The sequence below is a fragment of the Burkholderia sp. PU8-34 genome, assembly GCF_053427725.1.
Map to the genome: position 1 here is coordinate 316,652 of NZ_JBSAXC010000007.1, position 22,531 is coordinate 339,182.

A 22,531-nucleotide genomic window follows, 5' to 3' on the forward strand; every position below is an offset into this window, starting at 1 on the left:
TGCAGGGTCGTTGTCGGTCGCTCGTCGAGTGAGATGTGATCGGAGCGTGCCTGCCTGCATGCCCGAAGTTGTCGCGCGATGCGCATGTGTTGCGATACCGGCCAGCGAACAATCACATGACGATTGTGCCGTCTCTCACGGAGCGTCATGACCTTCTCGCGACACCCTGCGCGACGCTTCACATGGGCGACGCCGACACTGCGAATCGGACATCGCGTCAAACCGTGCTCTTCGCGTCGAGAAGTCAACCTTCCACGCATTGAAACACCCTTTGCAGCGCGTGACGAACGCACCAGTTCGGCCATCGGCGACAACGCCAGCATCGTTCATCGTTCCGGGACAACGACAGTCGACGTGTTTCAACCCAGCATGCCCCGCGGGCCACATCGGTAAATGCCCGGACGATCAATCTCGACGGCACCACGTGCGCTGCAACGCGTTATGATGCAGAAGCCCCGAGTGAGACATGCTCGCGTCGGGGCAGGGGCGGTATCTCTACGTACGTCAAACCGTAACCAATCAGAACAGAGAGTCCAGCGATGCGAATTCAATTCAGAAAGTTCACGCTTGTTGCTGCCGCAGCAGCGTTCCTGATCGGCGGGACGGCCTCGTCGTTCGCACAAACCGCCAGCGAGCCTGCTGCGACCGCCACGCAGGATGCGAAGGCGGCTGCCAAGGCAGCGAAGAGTCAGGCACGCAAGGAAGCGCGCGCGCAGCGCAAGGCTGAGCGCAAGGCAGCGCGGGCAAAGAACACCGCCGAGCTGAAGAAACTCGAAGCCGCGGGTTACAAGCCGGCGGTCAACGACCCGAACTATCCGCAAAACTTGCAGGACGCGCAGAAGAAGGCCAACGCCGCGGCTGGCGCCAGCCAGTAAGCAATGCCTGGGCGATGCGCGGCATTCGTCGCGTATCGCCCGCTTCCACTCGCGATGTCACGCACATCGCGTCTCTTGCGAACCGGTTGTCGAGTCCGCCGTGAGCGCACCGAAAAGACATTGGTTGTCCTTTTGATATTTCATGCGGCTGGCGGCCGGAAAATTTGCTTCGGTATGCTACGCGTTAACGAAATTGCATGAAAATCCAGGATCCACACGGAAGGTGCACCCGTGTGCCGGTCGACTTCATGCCGGAAGCGACATCCGTCGTGTGATTCCCGTCACGGCGACCGCGATGGCGCCGACGGTATCACACGAACGTCCAGCTTGTCGCTTGCATGCGCGACCGATACTTATATCGTTCCGGTCGACGTGATCGCCGACATTGCGAAGCGCCGCACGTCGACGCGCCGTCATCCATCATCAATCATCCGTCGCGCGGCGCCGCGGCATTCCCCGCGTGTGCCAGCCAGTCCTTGAACGCGCGCACGGCGCCGTCTTCTGCGCGCGCTTCGGCGACGTAGGTGAAGTACCGCCACGGCGGCAATGCCGGCGTCTTGAACGGCTGCACGAGCCGGCCTTCGGCGACATCGTCGGCGACGAGCGCAATCGGCCCCATCGCGACGCCGAGGCCGTCGAGCGCACCCTGCAGCGTCAGATAGAAATGCTCGAGCGTCAGCGAATGCCGCGGCGCGAGCTGTGGGTGCCCGGCCGCCGCCAGCCATTCCGGCCACATCCCCGGATAGGTCGCCGCGTGCAGCAGCGTGAAGTCGACGAGGTCCGCGGGTGTCCGCAGCGTCTTCCCTTCGAGCAGCTTCGGCGAGCACACCGGCAGGCGGACTTCGGAAAGAAACTCTTCGGCCACGTACCCGTCGATGGGCAGCGGGCCGCCGCGAATGATCAGGTCGACCTTGTCGCGCAGCTTGTCGATCGGCTCGTTCGACGTGGACAGCCGCACCTCGATGTTCGGATGGGCGACCTGGAACGACGACAGGCGCGGCACGAGCCAGCGCAATGAAAACGTGGCCGGCGCGCTGACGCGCAGCACCTGCTGCTGCCCAAGTCGAAGCTGCTGCGCGGTAGCGAGCGCGATGCGGTCGAACGCGGCGCCGATTTCGGCAAGATATGCGCGGCCGGCGTCGGTCAGTTCGACCCGCCGGTTGTGGCGCTCGAACAGCGGCCGTCCGAGCCAGGCTTCGAGCTGCTGGACATGCCGGCTGACGGCGCCGTGCGTCACGCACAGCTCGTCTGCGGCCAGCGTGAAGCTGCCATGCCGCGCGGCCGCCTCGAACGCACGCAGAGAATTCAATGGAGGAAGTTTCCGGCTCATCGCTTCACGTCATTTCGCGTTAAATAAACTCACGCGATATCTCAGGTTTAATCGTTTGATCACTGCGCAAGGCTCCGCCAATATGGCACACAAACGGCTCACTGGGCCGGAATGGTGTCGAAATTTCTCACATGGAGAGCGGAACATGCCGAATGTCGTGGTGGTGGGCGCACAATGGGGCGACGAGGGAAAGGGGCGTCTGGTGGACTGGCTCGCCGGGCAGGCCGACATCGTCGCGCGATATAACGGTGGCCACAATGCGGGACACACGCTGGTCGTCGACGGGAAGACCTACAAGCTTGCGCTGTTGCCGAGCGGGCTCGTGCGCGGCAAACGCGGCGTGATCGGCAACGGCGTTGCGCTCGATCCCGAGGCGCTGCTCGCCGAGATCGACCGCGTCGCGGCGCTCGGGCTGACGGTAAGCCCGGACAACCTGTCGATCGCCGAGAACGCGACGCTCGTGCTGCCGCTCCACCGGGCGATCGATGCGGCGCAGGAAAAGCTGCGGCGTGAACCGATCGGCACCACGCTGCGCGGGATCGGCCCCGCCTACGAAGACAAGGTCGGCCGCCGCGGGTTGCGCGTTGGCGATCTGGCCGAGCCCGACACGCTCGCGAAGAAGCTCGATGCGCTGCTCGATCATCACAATGCGTGGTTCAGGGGCGTGGGGCTCGACGAATTCCCCCGGGACGCGATGCTGGCCACGCTCGTTGCGCTCGCGCCGAAGGTGCTGCCGTTCGTTCGTCCGGTGTGGGCGGACCTCAACGACGCGCACGATCATGGCAGCAAGATTCTCTTCGAAGGCTCGCAGGCCGTGATGCTGGACATCGACTGGGGCACGTATCCGTACGTGACGTCGTCGGGCACCGTCGCATCGGCGGCCGCGGCCGGCACGGGGCTCGGCGCATCCAAGCTTGGCCACGTGCTGGGCGTGACCAAGGCGTACGCGACGCGTGTCGGCGGCGGGCCGTTCCTTACCGAACTCGACGACGCGGTCGGTCTCCGGCTGCGGGAAAGCGGTCGCGAGTACGGCGTCAATACAGGCCGGCCACGCCGCTGCGGATGGCTCGACGGCGCGCAGCTTCGACAGGCCGTGAAGGTGTCCGGGATCGATTCGCTCGCGTTGACCAAGCTGGACGTGCTGGACGGATTCGACGCGATCCGGCTTTGCGTCGGTTACGAACTCGACGGAATGCGCGTCGACCATTTGCCTGCGAGCCTCGCGGCGCAATCCCGCGCGAAGCCGGTCTACGAGCAGTTCGACGGGTGGGCCGAAGCGGTCGGCGGCAAGCGTCGGCTCGGCGATCTGCCGCCGGCAGCGCGCCGCTTTATCGCACGCGTCGAGGCGGTTGCGGGTGTGCCGATCTCGCTGATCACGACCGGGCCGGAGCGCGACGACACGATCGTGCTGCGGGATCCGTTCGACGCGCCGGTGCGCGCGTAGCAAGCAGTGCTGTCGGTTGGCGGAACTGGACACGCCCTGACCGGTGTTGTACTGTTCCGCACCATTCGTTCCGGAGCGGATATCGCCGTCCTGATCGGCGCGGGAGCGGATTCGCCGGGCGCCGCAGCGACGTCGCGCGATCGCACGGCACGCGGTACCTGCCCGACGTCGCAACGACGGTGGCGGCATGTTGCGTCGCATGGCTCGCGCTGCGACGATACAGGAACGGACCGGGGCCCACGCGTCGCGACGCACCGGGTCCGCACGGCGCGAGGCGATGTCATTCCCGAGGGCATGTCGATGGATACGCTACAGATGATGCGGATATTTGTCCGCGTGGCGGAGGAAGGCAGCTTCACGAGTGCCGCCCAGCGCCTCGACATCACGACAGCGTACGCATCGCGCTCGGTCGCACAGCTCGAAACGCACCTGCGCACGCGCCTGCTCAATCGCAGCACGCGCCGCATTGCGCTGACCGACGCGGGGCAGCGCTACCTCGACCGCTGCCAGCGGGTGCTCGCCTATATCGACGAGGCGGAAGCGGAAGCAGCCGATGCGCAGGCCAAGCCGTCGGGCCGGCTGCACGTGCACGCGACGACGAGTTTCGGCCAGGCTTATGTGGTGCCCGCGGTCGTGCGCTATCGGCAGCGATATCCGGCGGTGGCGGTCGAACTGACGTTGTCGCAACACGTGCCGGACATCATCGACGAAGGCTACGACGTGTCGCTGCAATTGAGCACGACGGAACTGCCCGATTCGGGGCTCGTGTCGCAGCGGCTCGGCGCCGTACACAGCGTGCTGTGCGCGTCGCCCGCGTACCTGCGCGAACGCGGCACGCCGCAGACGGTCAAGGATCTCGAGGGGCACGCGTGCCTGCAGATCGTCACGCCGGTGTTTCCGCGCGACCGGTGGCATCTCGACGGACCCAACGGCCGCGAGACGTTCGAATTGCCGCAGCCCGACTTTCAGGTGAACATCGCCGATGCGCTCGGCGCCGCATTGCGTGCGGGTCTCGGCATCGGCTCGCTGCCGATGTCGACCGCGCTGCCCGCGCTGAGCAGCGGGGCGCTGGTTCGCGTGCTGCCCGAATACCGATTGCAGAAGCTGACGGTCTACACGCTGTATGCGTCACGCCAGTACCTCGACGCAAAGATCCGCACGTTTGTCGATTTCCTGCGCGAATGCGTGCCCGAGATGCTGGCTGCCGACGAGGCGGCACTGTGCGCAACCCACGACTGAGCGCGATCGCAGGTATCCCGACCCGGCTCCGCAGAGGTTAGCGGCGGAAAAGCCGACGGTGAAACGGATGGGCGAGGTCTGGCGTGAACCGCGCTCAGCCGACCGCATTTACTGCGTCGGCGGAGCGCGATCATGCGCGCGGAGTCGCGCTTACTTGCTCTGTTCGCTCCAGAGCGTACGACCCAGGAACGTGAGCGTGCGGTCCCACGCCAGCTGCGACCACACCGGATCGAACTGCGTCGCAGCCAGACGCGCCGGGCCGACGGCCGTTTCGTTCGCAAACGCGTGATGCGCGAGGTAGCGGTGGAACTCGAAGCCGACGTGCGCATCGCCGAGCTTCTTCTCCAGCGCGTCGACCTGGTCGATCGTGAAGAATGCGTCCTGCGTCGCCCAATGGCCCATCAACGGGACCTTGATCTTCGACGGATCGATGTAGTCGAGCGGCGGGAGGCCGTACCACGTGATGCCGGCGTCCACGTCGGCGAACTGCATCGACAGCAGCGTGAGCGCGCCGCCCATGCAGAATCCCGTCACGGCGACGCGCGCGGCGCGCGTCTTCAGATACTGGACCGCGCCGGGAATGTCCTGCGATGCGGCGTCGCCGAAGTCGAGTCCGGTCATCAGGTGGTGCGCCTCGGCTTCCTCGACCGTCGATTTGCCGCGGAAAAGATCGGGCACGAGCGCGAAGTATCCGCACCGTGCGAGCCGGTCCGCGACGCCGCGGATCTGGTCATTCAGGCCCCACCATTCCTGGATGACGACGACCGCGGGCGCGCCCTCGGTCTTTTCCGGCGTGGCGAGGTAGCCCTGCAGTTCCTGACCGTCCGGGCGGCGGAAGGTGATCATGGATCCGGATGTTTGAGACATGAAACCGCTCCTTGTGGAAAATTCTCATGGATACAGCGTCAAGACGGCCGGGCGGGCGCGACGGCATTCGGCGTCGCCGCAGATGCCGCTGCGGGCCCGCTTCCGCCCGCATCGACCGGCTCGGCACACGCCGGAATTCTATGCTTAAACGTGCGCGATCGTCGTGCGGCACGCGGTGCTTTTGCGTGGGCCCGATTGCCGATTGCGTGGCGGAAAGTCGACCTTGATATTTCGCCGGGCCGCGTCTTCACCCTGGCCTGCATCGACACGGTACGGAATTGGTACGACGCGTCGAGGGGGCAGGTCGAACAGGCGGCAAACCGGATCTGCAGGATTTTGGTCCAGGGCGTCAATGCTGCGTGCGTTCCTAGCAACCGTGACGACTGGGCGGAGGCGGACGGACGGCAGGGACCGATTCGGCTTCGTGTCGTGTGTCACGTGAGTGGCATGGAGAGATCCGCGAAAACGCAAGCATTCCTGAGCATTTTTATTCCGCGAGCGGCGAATGAGCACCGCCCGCCCAGCCCAGCCCGCGTTGTGCGCGTCAGTCGTTCCCGCGAGATCCTGATCCCGTGACGTCGGGCGCGGCCACAGGATTTTTTCCCCGACGTCGAACGCAAAAACACCACGCCCCCGGTGAACGGGGGCGTGGTGTTCGATCCGCGTCGCGATCCGCGACGCGGCAGTCCGGCTTACTGGCCGAAGTAGGTCGAGCCGGGGCCGTTCTGCGTGACCGGCACGACGCGGCCCGCGCGGACGCCGGCGGCTGCCTGCGCGCCATAACCGGCTGCGTCGGCGTTCGCGACGCGCGCCTGCGCGGTTTGCAGCGCTTGCGGATATTGCAGGTCCGCCACTTCCGGCCGGTAGCCGGCCTGTTCGAGCTGGACGAGTTCCGCGCGAACCTGTTCACGCGTCACCTGGCTCGATTGGGCGAATGCGCCATACGAGGCGGTCAGGGCGGTGGCTGCGACGACAGCGTAAATGATCGACTTCATGGTGACCTCCGGTTTCATTGATTTCGCGCTTCACTGGTTGTGCTGAGCGGTTGATTGCATCGTAGCGATGGCGGCATCGGCCGGAAATACCGATTTCAGTGAAAAATTGTTGCAACCGGGTAAACAATTCGGCGAGGTAAGCGCATTTCGTCTGATTATTTATGGGCGGAAACGAAACGAATGAGCAGAGTCGGACGCGTTGAACCGGGCGTTTCGGATCCGTGCCCAGGAGTGCGACAGGGGGCTCCATTGAATTTCTATGATGTAAATAGTTGTTACGTGACAACTTGGAGACACCCATCAGCGCCTTTATATACTGAATCTCCGCCAAGCCTCGCCGAAGCGAATCTTCGATTCGCCTGACCCCGCGGCCAGCCGCATGGCGTCAGCGCACGTGGCCTTGTCGCATCGATCGCACCCCCGCGTCTCACACGCTTTAGGCAAAACGCCTATACTGATTGGGCAAATTGCCAAGGAGCGGTCATGAGCACCATCGCCTTTCGTCCGACAGGCATCGCGCACCCGCGTCAGGCCGAATTCACGATTCTCGAAGAGCTGCTGGCGATCCGTGTCCGGTCGGGCGCCGATCTCGCCGAGCTGGCAAGCGCGCGTGTCGACGTCGACGTGATCGACCGGCTGTCCGAGCACGGCCTCAAGTCCGACGAACTGGCATTCATCATCCCGCGGCGAACGTTGAGCCATCGCCGCCAGGCGCATGAGCGCCTGTCGCCCGAGGAGTCCGACAAGGCGATCCGTCTCGCGCGGATCGTCGCGCAGGCGGCGGCCACCTTCGGCGAGCAGGACAAGGCGATGACATGGCTGCGCAGCGGGCTCCAGCGCTTTGGCGGCCGCACCGCGCTCGACATGGCGAGCACGGAGCACGGCGCGCGGCTCGTCGAAGAAGCCCTCACGCAGATCGACGAGGGGTACTTCGCTTGACGACGCTGTGGCGGATCAGCAATTACGCCGACCTGAAGGGCATCGGCGGATTGCGTGCCGGCGGACGCTGGCATTTCGCCGGGCAGCCGGTCGTCTATCTTGCCGAGCACCCGGCGCTCGCGCTGCTCGAGACGCTCGTCCACCTGGAAATCGGTTCGATCGCGCAGTTGCCGAGCGGGTATCAGCTGTCGCGGGTGGACGTGCCCGATTCGGTCGCGGTCGCCGAGATCGCCGAAGCCGACGCGCCCGACGATTGGCGCACGAATCCCGACTGGACGAAAGGCGCCGGCACCGAGTGGCTGCAAACGAAGCCGAGCGGGCTGCTGCGGGTGCCGAGCGCAGTCGTGCCGTATGCGTACAACTTCCTGCTGAATCCCCTCCATCCGGCTGCGGCCGACATTCGCATCGCGGAGGTCGTGCAATCGCCTTACGACAATCGAATCCTGAGGCTGATCCAGCCGGTGCCGCGCGGGTAGGTCCGCAACGCGTGCGACACGGCTTCCGTCGCGGTTCACCGCCCGGAAGCGGAACCGCGCGCACATGCGAAGCCGGCGTAAGCGCCGCTTCGCGCGCCGGCGCGCATTGCGTTCGACCAGCGCCTTGCCGCAGCCGGGTACGGCACTAGAATGATTAAAAGCTGGCACCGGGCAAGGGAAGGAGCGTATGCGCTGCGCACATTGCGGATTCGACAATCCCGCCGGGGCCCGCTTCTGCCAGGCGTGCGGCACGATGCTGACGCGCGCGTGTCCGCGCTGCGGCCACGAGTCGGGCCCGACCGCGAAGTTCTGCAGCGAATGCGGCGCGCCGCTTGGCGATTCGAGCGACGTGCCGTCGTCGCGACCGCGGACGGTTTCCGCACCCTCGGTCGCACCGGTCCCGCCGATTCATTACACGCCGCACCACCTCGCCGAGCGCATCCTCGCCGAACAGGCGGCAATGGAAGCGCGGGGCGAGACCGCCGGCGAGCGCAAGACCGTCACCGCGCTGTTCGCGGACATGGCCGGTTCCACCGCGTTGATCCACGACCTCGACCCGGAAGAGGCGCACCGCCTGATCGAGCCTGTCGTCGCGCTGATGATGGAAGCGGTCCACTACTACGAAGGCTACGTGGCCAAGTCGCTCGGCGACGGCATCCTCGCGCTGTTCGGCGCGCCGATCGCTCACGAGGACCATCCGCAGCGCGCGCTGTTCGCGGCGCTGCGGATGCAGGACGCGATGCGCCGGCACGGCGACCGGATTCGTCTGGAGAAGGGCATTCCGCTGCAGATTCGCGTCGGCGTGCATACCGGGGAAGTCGTCGTGCGCTCGATCCGCACGGACGACCTGCATACCGATTACGACCCGGTCGGGCATACGATCCACATTGCGTCGCGGATGGAAGGAATCGCGACGCCGTCGTCGATCCTCGTCAGCGATTCGACCCACAAGCTGGCCGAAGGCTATTTCGAGTTCAAGGCGCTCGGGGCCACCCAGGTCAAGGGCATTCCCGAGCCGCTGTCGGTGTACGAGGTGCTGGGTCTCGGCGCGCTGCGCACGCGGCTGCAATTGTCCGCGCATCGCGGCCTTGCGCGGTTCGTCGGCCGCGACGCCGAACTGGAACACCTGCACGGCGCGCTGGAGGAGGCCAAGGCGGGCCGCGGGCGGGTCGTCGCGGTGGTCGGCGAGGCGGGGGTCGGCAAGTCGCGGCTGTTCCATGAATTCAAGGAACGCTCGCGGCGCGGCTGTCTGGTGCTCGAAACCTTCTCGGTGTCGCACGGCAAGGCGTTCGCGTATCTGCCGCTGATCGAGCTGCTGAAGAACTATTTCCAGATCACCGCACAGGACGACGAACGGCGCTGCCGCGAGAAAGTCATGGGCAAGGCGCTGACGCTCGAGCGCAGCTTCGAGGAGCTCGTGCCGTACCTGCTCTATCTGCTGGGCGCCGGCGAGCCCGGTTCGGTGCTCGCCGAAATGGATCCGCAGATCCGCCGCGATCGCACGTTCGACGCGATCATCCGGCTGCTGACGCGCGAGAGCCGCGACCAGCCGATCGAACTGCTGTTCGAGGATCTGCAATGGCTCGATCGCGAGACCGAGGCGTTCCTCACGTGCCTGATCGAACGCGTCGCGGACACGCGAATCCTGCTGCTCGTGAACTACCGGCCCGAGTATCCGGCAGTCTGGGACGGCGCCGCGCATTGCACCCGGCTGCGGCTCGAGCCGCTGGGCCCGGCCGAGGCGCAAGGATTGCTCACCGCGCTGCTCGGCGACGATCCCGGCCTCGGGCCGCTCAAGGCGCGCATCCTCGACATGACGGAAGGCAATCCGTTTTTCATGGAGGAAGTGGTCCAGACGCTCGTCGAGGAGCAGACACTCGTCGGCGAACCGGGCCGCTACCGGATCGTGCAGACGCCGGCCGCGCTGCATATTCCGACGACCGTGCAGGGCGTGCTGGCGGCCCGTATCGACCGGCTCGCCATCGAGGAAAAGGAGCTGCTGCAGACGCTCGCGGTGATCGGCAAGGAGTTTCCGTTCAGCCTGATCCGGCGCATCTGCGACTCGCAGGTCGCGCAGACCGAAGACGACCTGCGCCGGCTGCTGGCCCGGCTCAACACGGCGGAGTTCATCTACGAGCGGCCCGCGTTCCCGGAAGTCGAATATTCGTTCAAGCACGCGCTGACGCAGGAAGTGGCCGGCCACTCGCTGCTCATGGAGCGGCGCAGTGCGCTGCACGAGCGCACCGCGCAGGCGATCGAGGCGCTGTTTCCGACGCGGATCGCCGATTACTGCAACGAGCTCGCGCATCACTACCGGCTGAGCGGCAACGTGCAGAAGGCCATCGAGTATCTGTACCGTACCGGGCAACAGGCGCTGCAGCATTCCGCACAGCCCGACGCGGTGCGCCACCTCGGTACGGCGCTGGAATTGCTCGAGCGTTTGCCCGATACGCGCGAGCGCGCGCATCAGGAACTGACACTGCGGCTGGCGCTGGGGCCTGCGCTGATGGCCGTGCGCGGCTATGGCGCGCCGGAGGTCGAGGCGAACTACACGCGCGCGCTCGCGCTGTGCGAGCAGGCGGGCGAGACGTCGCAGCTCTTTCCGGTGCTGCTCGGATTGAGGACCTATTACCACCTGCGCGCGGAGTACCGCCCGGCACGGGAACTGGGCGACCGGCTGCTGCGCATGGCGCGGCACGCGCACAAGCCGGGGCTGCTCGTGGAGGGCCATCTCGCGCTCGCTGCCACCCTGTTCTTCGAAGGCGATCTCGGCACCGCCCGCGCGCATCAGGACCGGGCGCTTGCGCTGCTCGATGCGGAACCGCGTCCGGAGCCGATCGCGAACGTCGTGATCGATCCGTGCATCCGTGGCCTGAGTTTCCTCGCATGGACGCTGTGGCACCAGGGTTATGCAGATCAGGCGAACCAGCGCAGCGAGGATGCGCTCGGGCGCGCCCGGCAGACCCCCAACGTCCCGACGCTCGCGTTGACGCTTGCCTATACCGCGCAGTTGCATCATCTCCGGCGCGAGGTCGCGCCGACTCGCGAGCGCGCCGACGCGCTGATGACGCTCGCGACCGAGCAGGGGCTGCCGTTCTGGTCCGGGTGGGGCGCGGTACTTCACGGCTGGGCGCTGAGCGAGCAGGGCAGCGTCGACGCAGGGATCGCGCAGATTCGCACGGGCATCGAGCGGTATCGCGCGACGGGCGCCGCGATGGGCTGCTCGTATTTCCATGCGCTGCTCGCGGACAGTTACCGGAAGGCTGGCGATACGGCAGCGGGGCTAGGCGCGATCGATGAGGGGATCGCGATGGCGGGCCGGTCCGGAGAACGCTGCTACGAGGCCGAGCTGTATCGGCTCAAGGCAGCGCTGCTGCTCGCGATGCGGGACGACGGCAGCGGCGTCGGCGAACCGCCCGGTGCGGAGCAGGCCGAAGGCTGCCTGCACAAGGCGATCGACATTGCACGCGAACAGGGCGCCCGTTCGTTTGAGCTGCGCGCGGTGCGGGACCTTGCCCGGCTGCGCGTGAGCCAGGGGGAGACCGCGGATGCGAGGAAGATGCTGTCCGACGTCTGCGCCGGTTTTGCGGAAGGCTTCGATACGGTCGACCTGCAGGAGGTCAGCGCATTGCTCGAGTCGTTGGCGGCACCCGGCGGGTGAACGATCGGCGCCGACGCGCGCATGAACGCAGGTGGACGCCACGTGTCACGGGCACGGTGCGAATCGGCATCGGCAAGCGCCATCGACAGGCAGCATCGACGACGGGAGACGGGAGATGGCGACGAACAACACGAAACACCATGACAGCGACGAACCCAAGCCGGTCGCGCTCGCGCTGCAGGGCGGCGGGATGCATGGCGCGTTCACGTGGGGCGTGCTGGACCGCCTGCTCGAGGACGGCCGGCTCGCGATCGAAGGCGTGAGTGCCACCAGCGCCGGCGCGATGAATGCAACCGTGCTGGCCGACGGGCTGCTGCGGGGCGGCACGCCCGGCGCGCGCGACGCGCTGCACGACTTCTGGCACGCGATCGCACAGTCCGCCGAGCAATACAACCCGCTGCGCTGGACGCCGTGGCTGAAAGGGACGCACAGCTTCGGGCTCGATCACTCGCCGATGTATGTGTTCGCCGACATGGTGCTGCGCATCTTCTCGCCGTACCAGTTCAATCCGCACAACCTGAATCCGCTGCGCGAAGTGCTCGAGCGTCACGTCGACTTCGACGCGTTGCGCAGGCACTGCCCGATCCGTCTCTACCTGAGCGCGACCAATGTCGAGACGGGGAAGATCCGGATCTTCACGGGCGACGACGTGTGCGCGGAAGCGGTGCTCGCGTCGGCTTGCGTGCCGACGCTGTTCCAGGCGATCACGATCGACGGCCAGCATTACTGGGACGGCGGCTACATGGGCAATCCGGCGATTTACCCGCTGATCTACCACTGCAACACGCAGGATGTCGTGATCGTCCACATCAATCCGCTCGTGCGCCCCGGCGTGCCGAGGACGGCGGCCGACATCCTGAACCGCATCAGCGAGATCAGCTTCAACTCGTCGCTGATGCGCGAGATGCGCGCGATCGCGTTCGTGACCGAGCTGATCCAGCAGGGCAAGGTCAAGCGCGACGAGATGAAGGAAATGCTGATCCATTCGATCCGTTCCGACGAGGAAATGTGCGCGCTCAGCGTGTCCAGCAAGTACAACGCGGACTGGGACTTTCTGTGCAGCCTGCGCGACAACGGGCGGCGCGAAGCCGAAGTGTGGCTCGCGGAGAACTACCGGCATATCGGGCAGCGGTCGAGCATCGACATCCGCAAGGAGTTCTTTTGAACGCCGTCGCGGGACGGCTGCGTGCGGCCGGCATTGCGGTCGGCACTGAGGCGGGCGAGCGCGGGAACGAGGCGGCGCTGCGCTGCCGTGCGCGTCGGATCGACGGAGAGAGGCGACGATGAACCAGACGCAAGCGCGCTTCATCGCACTGTGGTCACGCAGCGGCGGCCGCGATGCCGAAGCCGTCTATGCCGATCTCGCGCAGTGCTATGGCGAAGCGACGCGTCACTACCACACGCTGCGCCATATCCGCCGCTGTCTGCGCGATTTCGACTGGGCGTGCGGCGCAATCCCGCATCCCGATGCCGTGGAACTCGCGCTGTGGTGCCACGACGTGATCTACCGGCCCGGCGCGCGCGACAACGAGGCGCGCAGCGCCGACTGGTTCGTGCAGCGGGCGGCGGGGCGGATCGCATCCGCCGCGCATGTCCGCGACATGATCCTCGCGACCCGGCACCGGGGCGTGCCAGGCAAGCCGGACGACCGCTTCGCCGTCGACATCGACCTCGCGGTACTCGGCGCGGCGCGCGGCCGCTTTCGCGAGGACGGCCTGCGGCTCCGGGCCGAGCGCCCGGATCTCGACGATCGTGCCTACGACGCAAGTGTCCGCGCGATCCTCGGCGATTTGCTCGCACGTCCGCGCATCTACCACACCGACCTGTTCCACGACCGCTGCGAAGCGCAGGCACGACGCAATCTGTCATGGCGGCTCGACTGGCCGCTGCGCTGACGGTGCATGGGCCTCGGCCGCACCGCGCCGGACACGACAGTCAGCGAACCGTACCTGGGTCACCCCCATCGTGGTGCATCGCCGGTGCAACTGGCGTGCATGCACGGACGAGTGGCGGGCATTCGTCCGCGATACGGGCATTTTCACGCGCTGGAGCAGGCCCGGAACTTGCGTTCCTCTTCGGGCGACACACCACGCACGTGACAACGAGAGAGACCCAAAACATGGCCAATCCACAAGCAATCGTCGACCTGACCCATGAAGTGAAGAAGCTGGCCACCGGCAAGATCGGCGACATCAACGACATCAACCGCGAGACGACCTTCCTCGCGTTGAATGCGCTGATCGAGGCTGCCCGCGCAGGCAATGCCGGCAAAGGCTTCGCGGTGGTCGCGAACCAGGTCAAGCACGTTTCGAAACGCATCGGCGACATCACCGATGGGCTCAACAAGGAACTCGCGGGGGCGCTGACACGCCTGACCGAACTCGGCGACAGCATGATCGAGCGGATGCGTTCGCATGAAGGCCAGCGCTGCGCCGATCTCGCGCTGAACATGATCGACATCATCGACCGCAACCTGTACGAGCGCTCGTGCGATGTCCGCTGGTGGGCGACCGATTCGGCGCTCGTCGATTGCGTGATGCGCGAGAGTCCGGAGGCGAGCGCGCATGCGTCGGCGCGGCTGTCGGTGATCCTCGACAGCTACACGGTCTACAAGGATTTGTGGGTCGTGAATGCCGACGGCATCGTGGTGGCGAGCGGGCGCGACGCGACTTACCCGGTGCAGGGACGCGACGTGCACGACGCGCCCTGGTTCAAGGCCGCCATGAAGACGCGCTCCGGGGCCGAGTACGCGGCATCCGACATCGAGACGCTGCCGTGGCTGAAACAGGCGCAGGTCGCGACGTATTCGACCGCCATTCGCGCGGGTGGCCAGGCACACGGCCAGGTGCTCGGCGCGCTCGTCATTTTCTTCGACTGGGCGCCCCAGGCGGCGGCGGTCGTCGGCGGCGTGCGGTTGAGCGACGACGAATGGGCGCGCACCCGCTGCATGATCGTCGACGCGTCGTCGCGCGTGATCGCGAGTTCGGACGGCAAGGGCGTGCTGCAGGAACAGTTCCGCCTGCAGACGGACGGCAAGGCGGCGGGCTTCTATCGGATGCACAACGGTACGATGGTGTCGTTCGCGGCGACGCCCGGTTACGAGACGTACAAGGGGCTTGGCTGGTACGGCGTGATCTGCCAGCAGCCGCCGAACCGATAGGCGCACGCGGTGCGCGCGGTGGTGTTGCAGCGCGTGCCGTTCCTCAAACCCTCAAACGCGCGGGAATCAGCGAGAACGATCGGCAATGCGCGCGCCGGCATCCTGCGCAAGCGTTTGCTGGATCCGGACGACAGTCCGGGACGTGACGAGGCCGAGCATCGCATTCACGTCCGCGTGGCTGCGGCCTGCGAGCAGCTGGCGGCGTGCGTACGTGTTGCGCAGCACGCGCGGGCTCATGTCAGGCGCGTCGAAGCCGATCGCGGCCAGCGCATTGCGAACGACGAGCAGCAGGAACATGTCGTTCATCGCACGTCCGCTGCGCGGCGCCGGAAACAGCAGCGCGGCCGCCGGTTCGCCGGCGACCCGCGCGCGCCAGGCTGCGAGCGGTTTGCGCGCGAAGCGCTCGAGCGGGATCCGCCGTTCGGGCCGCGCGCCATGCCGGCGCACGTCAAGCGTCGGGCTGCGTGCGTCGAGATCGAGCGCATCGATCGTCGTCGTGCGGATTTCCCGGGACGTGATGCCGCAGCCAAGCAGCAGCGCGACGATCGCGCGATTCCTGCATTCGACCGGGCCGTCGCCGGCATGCGGCTGCACGTACGCCTGCAGTGCGTGGTCGGCGGCCGGCGGCAGGCAGACGGGTTCCGGTTCGCTGTCCGGCCAGGCGACGAAGCGCGCGATCCGTTCGGCGGGATTCGTTTCGCGCAGCCCCACGGACGCCAGTTGCCTGCCGATCCGATCGATCAGCTTCGCGTAGCGTGCGCGCGTCGAGCTGTCCGGCGCACAGGTGCGCTCGAGATCCGCGAGGAACCCTTCGACGTGCTCGGGGCCGAACGTCGCCGGCGTCACGCCGCGCGCGAGCAGATAGCGCAGGAAGCGGTCGAACATCGCCACGTGCTGGACGATCGAGCGGGGTGCGAAGGGCCGCCGGTCCGCGCCGGTCGCCTCCGTTTCCTGCCAGGCGCGAAAGGCGCCGACGGGGTCGCGAATCCAGAGATCCTTGTCCATCGCGGTTTTATATACGGATTGCCGCGCGCCCGGCAATAGGGTCAAGCGGCGACGTGGTGATATCCGCCAGCAGGGCAACCGAAATCGGGGAAAACTAGAATACAAAAGTGTCGACACTCTGGTAACCTGAAAGCATCGATCCACTTCGCGCCTGCGCATCGAGCCTGCCCGGATCGCCGAGTTGCCCGCTTGGGGTGACAGGATTGAAGCGATGCGCGGCCGACGCCGCTTTCCAGACCTGATGAACTTTATTGACGCGCATTTTTTTGCGCTAATGTGTCGACACTTGTGTAGTTTATAACCCTCCGCTCAAGAGGTACCACCATGAAGTTTGCGAAAGTGCTGTCCACCAGTGTTGCCGCGACTGTCCTGCTGATGTCGGCCGGCGCATCGCTTGCCCAGACCGTATCCCTGGGTGCCGTGCTGCCGCTCACCGGTGCGAGCGCATCGGTTGGCGACGACCAGCGGCGGGGCGTCGAACTCGCCGTCGAGCAGGTCAACGCACGCAATGGCGTGCTCGGCCGGAAGCTGCAGGTCATGGTGGAAGATTCGGGTGGCGTCGCGGCAACTGCGCTTGGCGCCGCGCGCAAACTGGTCTCGGTCAACAAGGTGCCGGTCGTGATTGGGGAGTTTTCGTCGGGAATCACCATTCCGGTCGGCGAGTATGTGGTCCAGCAGGGTGACGTGCATATCAACATCGGCTCGTCGAGCCCTCAGGTCCGCAAGATCGGCGACGGGTCGTTCAGCGTGATCGGCCTGGATGACCTGTCGGCCCGCTTTGCCGCGACGGACGTGTTTGGTCAGAACCTCAAGGACGTCGCCTTCATTGCCCCCAACAACGCTTACGGACAGGGCGTCGCATCCGAGTTCAAGAAGCGCTTCGAGTCCCTCGGCGGGAAGGTGTCGTCGCTCGTGCTGTATAGCGAAGGACAATCGACGTACCGCCGCGAGCTTCAGCAGATGGGCCGGTCCCAGCCGCAAGCTTACGTCTACACCGCCTACGGACAGGAGGCGGCGACGATCAATCGCGAGGCCTATGAACTCGGGCTCAACAAGAAGAAGTGGTATGGCATCTACCTGACGATGTGTACCAGCGATACCGTGCCGCAGGCGGCACAGGGGCAGCAGGGGCTCGAAGTCGCATCGACCGGCCAGGGCGGAAAGTCGTACGAGGACGCGTATCGCCAAAAGTACAAGGAAGCCCCGAAGTCGTCGTTCGGCAGCTATGCGTATGACGGCGTCATGGTCGCGGCTGCCGCGATCAACCAGGCCGGGTCGACCGATCCCGCGAAAATTCGCGCGGCCATGCGTGCGCTCGGTGCCTATAACGGCGCGACCGGAACGATCTCGTTCGACGCGGGCGGCCAGCGCCAGGAGCAGCCGTACGACAAGGTCAGGTTCGACACGAAGGTCGTCGCCCGATAAGCCCGGCCGCGCATGTGCGCGGCTGGCTCCAGGAGAGCTGCCATGCTGCAATTCCTCATCGACGTGCTGATCCGGACGTCCGACATCATGCTCGTCGCGGTCGGTCTGAGTGTCGTCTATTCGCTCGTCAGGTTTCCCAATGTCGCGCACGTCCAGTACGCGATGCTGGGCGCCTTTGCCACGCTGGGATTCACGAAGGCCGGCCTGCCGTTCCCGCTTGCCGTGATCGGTTCCTGTGTCGGCACCGGGCTGCTTGCGGTGGCGCTGAACGCGCTGGTGTTCAAACGACTGCTGCGTTCTGGCAGTTCGATCGCGATGATCGGTTCGCTCGCGATTTCGATGATCCTGATTGCGTCGATACTCGGCGTCGCGGGTTCGCGTCCGTGGCGCTATGCATCGACCCTGCCGAGCCCGCTGCAGGTCGGCGCGACGACGATCTCGGTCGACCAGATCACGTCGATCGCGTGCGGGTTCGGCTGCGTCGTGCTGCTCGCTATCCTGCTGTTCCGGACCGGCGTAGGGAGATCGATGCGTGCGATGTCGTCGAATCCCGCGCTGGCTGCCGCGACGGGTGTCGATGGCGCCCGCGTGGTGAACGGGATTACGTTCCTGAGTGGCGTGCTCGCTGCGCTCGGCGGGACGATGCTCGGCCTGACCGAGACCGTACACGTCGGACTCGGGAGCAATCTGCTCCTGCCCGTGTTCGCCGCTGCCATTCTGGGCGGGCTCGGCAATCCGCTCGGTGCGGCGGCCGGCGCCCTGCTGATCTCGATCGCGGAAACGCTCGTGACGAATCTGGATTTCGGCTGGATGTTCGGCACGTCGGATGTCTATGTTCCCGTCACGTACATCAGTGCCGCATCGTTCGTCATCCTGCTCGTCGCGCTGCTGCTCAAGCCGTATGGCATCTTCGATCGGGAGGTCCGCCGTGTATAGCTTCGTTCTGCACGTTGCTACCCTCAGCTGCATCTACGCGCTTCTCGCGCTTGGCTTGAACCTGCAGGCCGGTTTCGCGGGGCTGCTCAACTTCGGATTTGTCGCGTTTGCGGGGGTGGGCGCATACGCGTCGGCCATCATGTCGTCGCTGGGTTATCCGATGGCGGTCGGGCTGATGGCGGGTGTCGCGCTCGCCATGGCTGTCGGGTTCGTGATGGCCAATCTGGGCCGCAATCTTGCATCGGACTACTGGGCAATTGCAACCCTGGCGGTAGCCGAATTGATCCGGACGGTCGCGCTGAACGAAAACTGGCTGACCGGGGGTGCGCAGGGAATCAGCGGTGTGCGTCCGATTTTCCCGACGCATTCCGGTGCGCAAGGCGATCTTGCGTTCTTCGCGCTTGCGCTCGCCTTGACCGCGCTTGCCTGCTTCGCATGCCACCGGCTGGCGCGCGGACGATTCGGGCGGGCAATCCGGCTGATGCGCGAGGAGCCGGCGCTCGCCACGAGCCTCGGATATCGGCTGGTTCCGCTCAAGATCAAGGTGACGATGACAAGTGCTGCCATTGCGTCGATCGGCGGAGCGCTGCTCGCGCACTACATGAGCTTCGTGGGGCCCGACTATATGCTCGCGTCCGAGACGTTCGTCGTCTGGACGATGGTCATGATCGGCGGGCTCGGGAACAACGTCGGCGTCGTGCTTGGCGTGCTGCTCGTGCAGGTGATCTACAGCGCCGTGCCGTTTGCCAAGGACTACCTCGACATCGGCAGCGATATCGCCGGTGCCGTGAGGCTCGGCACGATCGGTTGCGTGCTTCTGGCATGCCTGCTCGTTCGCCCTGGCGGCATTGTTCCCGAACGAATCCGGAGCCCGCAATGAGCACCATTCTCCGTTTGCATGACGTCCACAAATCGTTCGGGGGCAATCACGTGCTCACGGGATTGAGTTTCCAGATCCAGGCCGGCGAGATCGTCGGGCTGCTGGGGCCGAACGGATGCGGCAAGAGCACCGTACTCAATGCGATTACCGGCTATTGCGCGATCGAACGAGGGGTGATCGAATTCTGCGGCGCAGCCGTCAACGGGCTGCCACCCCACGGAATCGCCGAGAAAGGCGTGAGGCGCACGTTTCAGCTCCCGTCGATGCCGACCCGGATGACGGTGAAGGAGACCGTCATGGCCGCATCGATTCGTCGTCACGGATTGATGAGTACGCTGGCGGGGTTCGCCGCGACCCGGAAAATCGAGCGCGAGACGCGCGATCGAGCGGATCACCTTCTGGACGAACTGCTCCTGACCCAGGTTGCTCACTTGCCCGCGGCATCGATTTCGGGTGGGCAGAAGAAGCTGCTCGGCATCGCCTGTGCGCTGATGGCGCAACCGGCATTGCTTCTGCTGGACGAGCCGATGGCGGGCGTGCACCCGAACCTGCGCGCAGAACTGGTCACCACGCTCAAGCGGATCAACGCGCAGGGCATTACGTTGGTCATCATCGAGCACGACATGCACTTCATTGCGGAAACCTGCAGCCGGTGCGTCGTGCTGGACAAGGGGAAGACGGTCGCGGATTGTCTGCCCGCGGAGCTGGAAAACCACGAAGGCGTCGTCGAGGCCTATCTCGGCAAGAAGAACCCCCTGAACTATCAAACCGCGGGAGCAGCCGCATGATTTCGGTCAGAAACGTAGTGGCAGGATACTCGCGTGACGTCGACATTCTCCGCGGCATTTCGATCGGCGCGAAGCAGCCGGAGATCGTGACGATCCTGGGCCCCAACGGCTGCGGGAAGTCGACATTGCTCAAGACCGTCGCCGGATACCTGCTGCCGAGACAGGGATCGATCTCGCTGGACGACACGGATATCGGGCAAGTGCCGGTATTCAGGAAGATTCGCCAGCGCGAGATCGGCTTCGTGCCGCAAACCGATAACGTGTTCGGTGCGCTATCGGTCTGGGAAAACCTCGCGCTCGGCGGCCAGTTCGTTCCGGAGCAGGCACGCAGGCTCAGACTCGAGCAGCTTTACGCGATGTATCCCGTCCTCAAGCGCAAATCGGCGGCGCGCGCATCGAGCCTGTCCGGCGGCGAACGCCAGATCCTCTCGCTGGCCCGCGCGCTGATGCCGAGTCCGCGCTTTCTGCTGCTTGACGAGCCTTCCGCGGGGCTCTCGCCGAAGATGCTGTCGGAAGTGTTCGACGCGATAGTCGAACTGCGCGATACGGAGCGTGTCGGGGTGCTGATGGTGGAGCAGAATGCGACGGAAGCGCTGCGTATCTCGGATCGAGCGTATGTCCTGTCGATGGGGCAAGTGGCGCTCGAAGGCAATGCCGCCGACCTGTTGGCCAGCGACGAAATGCGCAAGCTGTACCTCGGCGGACGGACACATTGAACCGGACCTTCCGTGCCCTCGCAGGAAAGCAGGCCACAGCGGCCGCTGACCCGCTTCATTCCCGGACCTGACGATGCCTGATGCAAATCGCGATCTCGACCGCCTCCCGCCGTCGCTGTGGGCAGCGACATCGGCGCCGGCCGTGCCGACCACGCCGCTTCCGGCCGGCACGAGCGTCGCGGACCTGCTCGTGATCGGCGCCGGCTTCACCGGCGTCAGTGCCGCGCTGCATGCAGCCGAACGTGGCGCCCGAGTCGTCGTGCTGGAAGCGGCCGAGATAGGCTGGGGCGCGTCAGGCCGGAACAACGGACAGGTGATACCGGCGATGACGCGCGCAGATCCGGACGCGATCGTCGCGGAACATGGTTCGGACAAGGGGGAATCGCTCGTCTCGATCATCGGCACGTCTGCGGATGCCGTGTTCGACCTCGTGCGGCGGCACCGGATCGACTGCGCGGCCGTACAGGCGGGCTGGATCCAGCCTGCGCATCGCGCGAGCCGCCTCAAGCTCGCGCAGTCGCGCGTCGACCAATGGCGGCGGCGCGGAATCGACGTCGAGATGCTCGACCGGGACCGCACCGCGGAGCTGACCGGCTCGTCGTTCTGGCACGGCGGCTGGCAGAACCCGACCGGCGGGCACCTGAATCCGCTGGCGTTCGTTCGCGGGCTCGCGCAAGTCGCGCAGGACGCGGGCGCGATCCTCCATACACGAACGCCAGTGTCGTCCCTCGCTCGGGCGGGGAGCCATTGGGTGGCCGCGCACGGCGCGGCCCGCGTGCATGCGCGCCGGGTGTTGATTGCCACCCACAGCTACACCGGGCGAGCCACGCGCGCGCCATGGCCCGGCATCGGTCACGCGCTTCTGCCGATGCGGTCATACCAGATCGCGACACAGCCGTTGCCCGACGCGCTGCGTGCCACCATCTTGCCGTTCGACCATGCGATGTCCGACACGCAGGCCGATCTTCATTTCGCGCGTTTCGACCAGGATGGCCGGCTCGTCACCGGCGGAGCGCTCGTCGTACCGGCCGGGTATGAACGTCGACTGCCCGTGCGGATCGGTGCCCGGCTGCGGCGCATGTATCCGCAGCTGAACGATTTTCCGCTTCGGTTCACGCATGTGTGGCATGGCGATTTCGCGATCACGCCGGACCGGATGCCGCGCTTCGTGCGGCTCGACGACGGTCTTTACACATGGTTCGGCTGCAACGGGCGTGGCGTTGCATTGTCGACGGTTGCCGGGCGTGAGCTTGCCGAAGTCGCGCTGACTGCGGATGAGAGCCGATCGCCGCTGCCGTTCTCGCCGCTTCGGACGATTTCCGCGCATGCGCTCGTCAAGCAGCTTGCCATCGGCGCGATGCTCTATTACCGCTGGAACGACCGGCGCGATTAGCGCGACGCCGAGGTGTCCGCTCGGCCGCGCGCCATCAACTGCGGACGACGCCGAAGATCAAATCGAACAAGTGCCGCTCAAGAGGCAAATTTTCCGCCGCAGTGTCGACACTTATGTATTATTAAGTGTGTTGTGAAGACTGCCTTCTGCCACTGGCAGAGGTGCAGGAGGAAATCAGCGAGTTTGCCGGTAACGCTCGTGAAGCAGCAGGAACATCGCAGGAGACACGCATGGATTATTCAATGACCCGGGTGCCGCTTTCGGCCGAATCGACGTTGCCGCGCGGCAGCATCGTGGCGCTGATTACGCCGTTCTCGAAGGACGGCGCGCTCGAGCGTGCTGCGTGAACCTTCAAACGGCCCCGTCGGCGATTTTTGCGGCGGACGGCCTGGATTCGACATG

Annotated in this window: 19 protein-coding genes; 15 read left to right on the forward strand and 4 right to left on the reverse strand. The window is 65.7% G+C overall.

Features of this window, described 5'->3' with window-relative positions; translation table 11 throughout:
- Positions 1-539 precede the first annotated feature (539 nt).
- Positions 540-875 carry a DUF4148 domain-containing protein gene (locus ACV22Z_RS19395; protein ID WP_448077901.1) on the forward strand — a complete coding sequence of 112 codons (336 nt, stop codon included), beginning with the start codon at positions 540-542 and terminating at the stop codon, positions 873-875.
- A 427-nt stretch (positions 876-1,302) separates the two neighbouring features.
- Here ACV22Z_RS19395 and gcvA read toward each other — a convergent pair whose 3' ends face one another.
- A complete protein-coding gene (gene gcvA, locus ACV22Z_RS19400; RefSeq protein ID WP_448077902.1) occupies positions 1,303-2,205 on the reverse strand; it encodes a transcriptional regulator GcvA in 903 nt (300 codons plus the stop codon).
- 145 nt (positions 2,206-2,350) lie between these two features.
- Between gcvA and ACV22Z_RS19405 the strand changes: the two genes are divergently transcribed.
- The gene (locus ACV22Z_RS19405) at positions 2,351-3,649 is read left to right on the forward strand and encodes an adenylosuccinate synthase (protein WP_448077903.1); all 1,299 of its coding nucleotides are present in this window, start codon (positions 2,351-2,353) and stop codon (positions 3,647-3,649) included.
- 300 nt (positions 3,650-3,949) lie between these two features.
- Entirely contained in the window at positions 3,950-4,888 is a 939-nt protein-coding gene (locus tag ACV22Z_RS19410) for a LysR family transcriptional regulator (protein WP_448077904.1), read from the forward strand.
- Between the two features lie 150 nt (positions 4,889-5,038).
- On the opposite strand, the gene ACV22Z_RS19415 is transcribed toward ACV22Z_RS19410, so the two are convergent.
- Both ACV22Z_RS19415 and ACV22Z_RS19420 read right to left on the reverse strand, forming a co-directional pair.
- Positions 5,039-5,755 (reverse strand): dienelactone hydrolase family protein, encoded by a 717-nt coding sequence (locus ACV22Z_RS19415; RefSeq protein ID WP_448077905.1) that lies wholly within the window; start codon positions 5,753-5,755, stop codon positions 5,039-5,041.
- Positions 5,756-6,447: 692 nt separating this feature from the next.
- Complete coding sequence (locus tag ACV22Z_RS19420) at positions 6,448-6,768, reverse strand: DUF4148 domain-containing protein (protein WP_448077906.1); 321 nt, start codon at positions 6,766-6,768, stop codon at positions 6,448-6,450.
- A gap of 465 nt (positions 6,769-7,233) precedes the next feature.
- On the opposite strand from ACV22Z_RS19420, the gene parS reads away from it, so the two are divergent.
- The 6 genes from parS to ACV22Z_RS19450 all read left to right on the forward strand — a co-directional run bounded on the left by parS (position 7,234) and on the right by ACV22Z_RS19450 (position 14,986).
- A complete protein-coding gene (gene parS, locus ACV22Z_RS19425; RefSeq protein ID WP_448077907.1) occupies positions 7,234-7,689 on the forward strand; it encodes a type II RES/Xre toxin-antitoxin system antitoxin in 456 nt (151 codons plus the stop codon).
- Positions 7,686-8,165, forward strand: a complete 480-nt coding sequence (locus ACV22Z_RS19430; protein WP_448077908.1) for an RES family NAD+ phosphorylase — start codon at positions 7,686-7,688, stop codon at positions 8,163-8,165. The genes parS and ACV22Z_RS19430 overlap by 4 nt, the downstream gene beginning before the upstream one ends.
- 187 nt (positions 8,166-8,352) lie before the next feature.
- On the forward strand, positions 8,353-11,826 hold the full coding sequence (locus ACV22Z_RS19435) for an adenylate/guanylate cyclase domain-containing protein (protein ID WP_448077909.1): 3,474 nt from the start codon (positions 8,353-8,355) through the stop codon (positions 11,824-11,826).
- A gap of 115 nt (positions 11,827-11,941) precedes the next feature.
- Positions 11,942-12,991 carry a patatin-like phospholipase family protein gene (locus ACV22Z_RS19440; protein WP_448077910.1) on the forward strand — a complete coding sequence of 350 codons (1,050 nt, stop codon included), beginning with the start codon at positions 11,942-11,944 and terminating at the stop codon, positions 12,989-12,991.
- A gap of 118 nt (positions 12,992-13,109) precedes the next feature.
- The gene (locus ACV22Z_RS19445) at positions 13,110-13,721 is read left to right on the forward strand and encodes an HD domain-containing protein (protein ID WP_448077911.1); all 612 of its coding nucleotides are present in this window, start codon (positions 13,110-13,112) and stop codon (positions 13,719-13,721) included.
- Entirely contained in the window at positions 13,694-14,986 is a 1,293-nt protein-coding gene (locus tag ACV22Z_RS19450; protein ID WP_448077912.1) for a methyl-accepting chemotaxis protein, read from the forward strand. Before ACV22Z_RS19445 ends, ACV22Z_RS19450 begins: the two co-directional genes overlap by 28 nt.
- 66 nt (positions 14,987-15,052) lie before the next feature.
- On the opposite strand, the gene ACV22Z_RS19455 is transcribed toward ACV22Z_RS19450, so the two are convergent.
- The gene (locus tag ACV22Z_RS19455; RefSeq protein WP_448077913.1) at positions 15,053-15,991 is read right to left on the reverse strand and encodes a tyrosine-type recombinase/integrase; all 939 of its coding nucleotides are present in this window, start codon (positions 15,989-15,991) and stop codon (positions 15,053-15,055) included.
- A 324-nt stretch (positions 15,992-16,315) separates the two neighbouring features.
- On the opposite strand from ACV22Z_RS19455, the gene ACV22Z_RS19460 reads away from it, so the two are divergent.
- The 6 genes from ACV22Z_RS19460 to ACV22Z_RS19485 all read left to right on the forward strand — a co-directional run bounded on the left by ACV22Z_RS19460 (position 16,316) and on the right by ACV22Z_RS19485 (position 22,129).
- A complete protein-coding gene (locus tag ACV22Z_RS19460) occupies positions 16,316-17,416 on the forward strand; it encodes an ABC transporter substrate-binding protein (RefSeq protein ID WP_448077914.1) in 1,101 nt (366 codons plus the stop codon).
- Between the two features lie 42 nt (positions 17,417-17,458).
- Positions 17,459-18,352, forward strand: a complete 894-nt coding sequence (locus tag ACV22Z_RS19465) for a branched-chain amino acid ABC transporter permease (protein WP_448077915.1) — start codon at positions 17,459-17,461, stop codon at positions 18,350-18,352.
- The gene (locus tag ACV22Z_RS19470; RefSeq protein WP_448077946.1) at positions 18,345-19,232 is read left to right on the forward strand and encodes a branched-chain amino acid ABC transporter permease; all 888 of its coding nucleotides are present in this window, start codon (positions 18,345-18,347) and stop codon (positions 19,230-19,232) included. The genes ACV22Z_RS19465 and ACV22Z_RS19470 overlap by 8 nt, the downstream gene beginning before the upstream one ends.
- Positions 19,229-20,020 carry an ABC transporter ATP-binding protein gene (locus tag ACV22Z_RS19475; RefSeq protein ID WP_448077916.1) on the forward strand — a complete coding sequence of 264 codons (792 nt, stop codon included), beginning with the start codon at positions 19,229-19,231 and terminating at the stop codon, positions 20,018-20,020. Before ACV22Z_RS19470 ends, ACV22Z_RS19475 begins: the two co-directional genes overlap by 4 nt.
- The gene (locus tag ACV22Z_RS19480) at positions 20,017-20,736 is read left to right on the forward strand and encodes an ABC transporter ATP-binding protein (RefSeq protein WP_448077917.1); all 720 of its coding nucleotides are present in this window, start codon (positions 20,017-20,019) and stop codon (positions 20,734-20,736) included. The genes ACV22Z_RS19475 and ACV22Z_RS19480 overlap by 4 nt, the downstream gene beginning before the upstream one ends.
- Before the next feature lie 73 nt (positions 20,737-20,809).
- A complete protein-coding gene (locus ACV22Z_RS19485; protein ID WP_448077918.1) occupies positions 20,810-22,129 on the forward strand; it encodes an NAD(P)/FAD-dependent oxidoreductase in 1,320 nt (439 codons plus the stop codon).
- The last annotated feature ends 402 nt before the right edge of the window (positions 22,130-22,531 follow it).

Bases quoted from the DNA above. Each gene is read 5' to 3' on its own strand.
- ACV22Z_RS19395 (WP_448077901.1), top strand. From the start codon at position 540: ATGCGAATTCAATTCAGAAAGTTCACGCTTGTTGCTGCCGCAGCAGCG.
- gcvA (WP_448077902.1), bottom strand. From the start codon at position 2,205: ATGAGCCGGAAACTTCCTCCATTGAATTCTCTGCGTGCGTTCGAGGCG.
- ACV22Z_RS19405 (WP_448077903.1), top strand. From the start codon at position 2,351: ATGCCGAATGTCGTGGTGGTGGGCGCACAATGGGGCGACGAGGGAAAG.
- ACV22Z_RS19410 (WP_448077904.1), top strand. From the start codon at position 3,950: ATGGATACGCTACAGATGATGCGGATATTTGTCCGCGTGGCGGAGGAA.
- ACV22Z_RS19415 (WP_448077905.1), bottom strand. From the start codon at position 5,755: ATGTCTCAAACATCCGGATCCATGATCACCTTCCGCCGCCCGGACGGT.
- ACV22Z_RS19420 (WP_448077906.1), bottom strand. From the start codon at position 6,768: ATGAAACCGGAGGTCACCATGAAGTCGATCATTTACGCTGTCGTCGCA.
- parS (WP_448077907.1), top strand. From the start codon at position 7,234: ATGAGCACCATCGCCTTTCGTCCGACAGGCATCGCGCACCCGCGTCAG.
- ACV22Z_RS19435 (WP_448077909.1), top strand. From the start codon at position 8,353: ATGCGCTGCGCACATTGCGGATTCGACAATCCCGCCGGGGCCCGCTTC.
- ACV22Z_RS19440 (WP_448077910.1), top strand. From the start codon at position 11,942: ATGGCGACGAACAACACGAAACACCATGACAGCGACGAACCCAAGCCG.
- ACV22Z_RS19445 (WP_448077911.1), top strand. From the start codon at position 13,110: ATGAACCAGACGCAAGCGCGCTTCATCGCACTGTGGTCACGCAGCGGC.
- ACV22Z_RS19450 (WP_448077912.1), top strand. From the start codon at position 13,694: ATGGCGGCTCGACTGGCCGCTGCGCTGACGGTGCATGGGCCTCGGCCG.
- ACV22Z_RS19455 (WP_448077913.1), bottom strand. From the start codon at position 15,991: ATGGACAAGGATCTCTGGATTCGCGACCCCGTCGGCGCCTTTCGCGCC.
- ACV22Z_RS19460 (WP_448077914.1), top strand. From the start codon at position 16,316: ATGAAGTTTGCGAAAGTGCTGTCCACCAGTGTTGCCGCGACTGTCCTG.
- ACV22Z_RS19465 (WP_448077915.1), top strand. From the start codon at position 17,459: ATGCTGCAATTCCTCATCGACGTGCTGATCCGGACGTCCGACATCATG.
- ACV22Z_RS19475 (WP_448077916.1), top strand. From the start codon at position 19,229: ATGAGCACCATTCTCCGTTTGCATGACGTCCACAAATCGTTCGGGGGC.
- ACV22Z_RS19480 (WP_448077917.1), top strand. From the start codon at position 20,017: ATGATTTCGGTCAGAAACGTAGTGGCAGGATACTCGCGTGACGTCGAC.
- ACV22Z_RS19485 (WP_448077918.1), top strand. From the start codon at position 20,810: ATGCCTGATGCAAATCGCGATCTCGACCGCCTCCCGCCGTCGCTGTGG.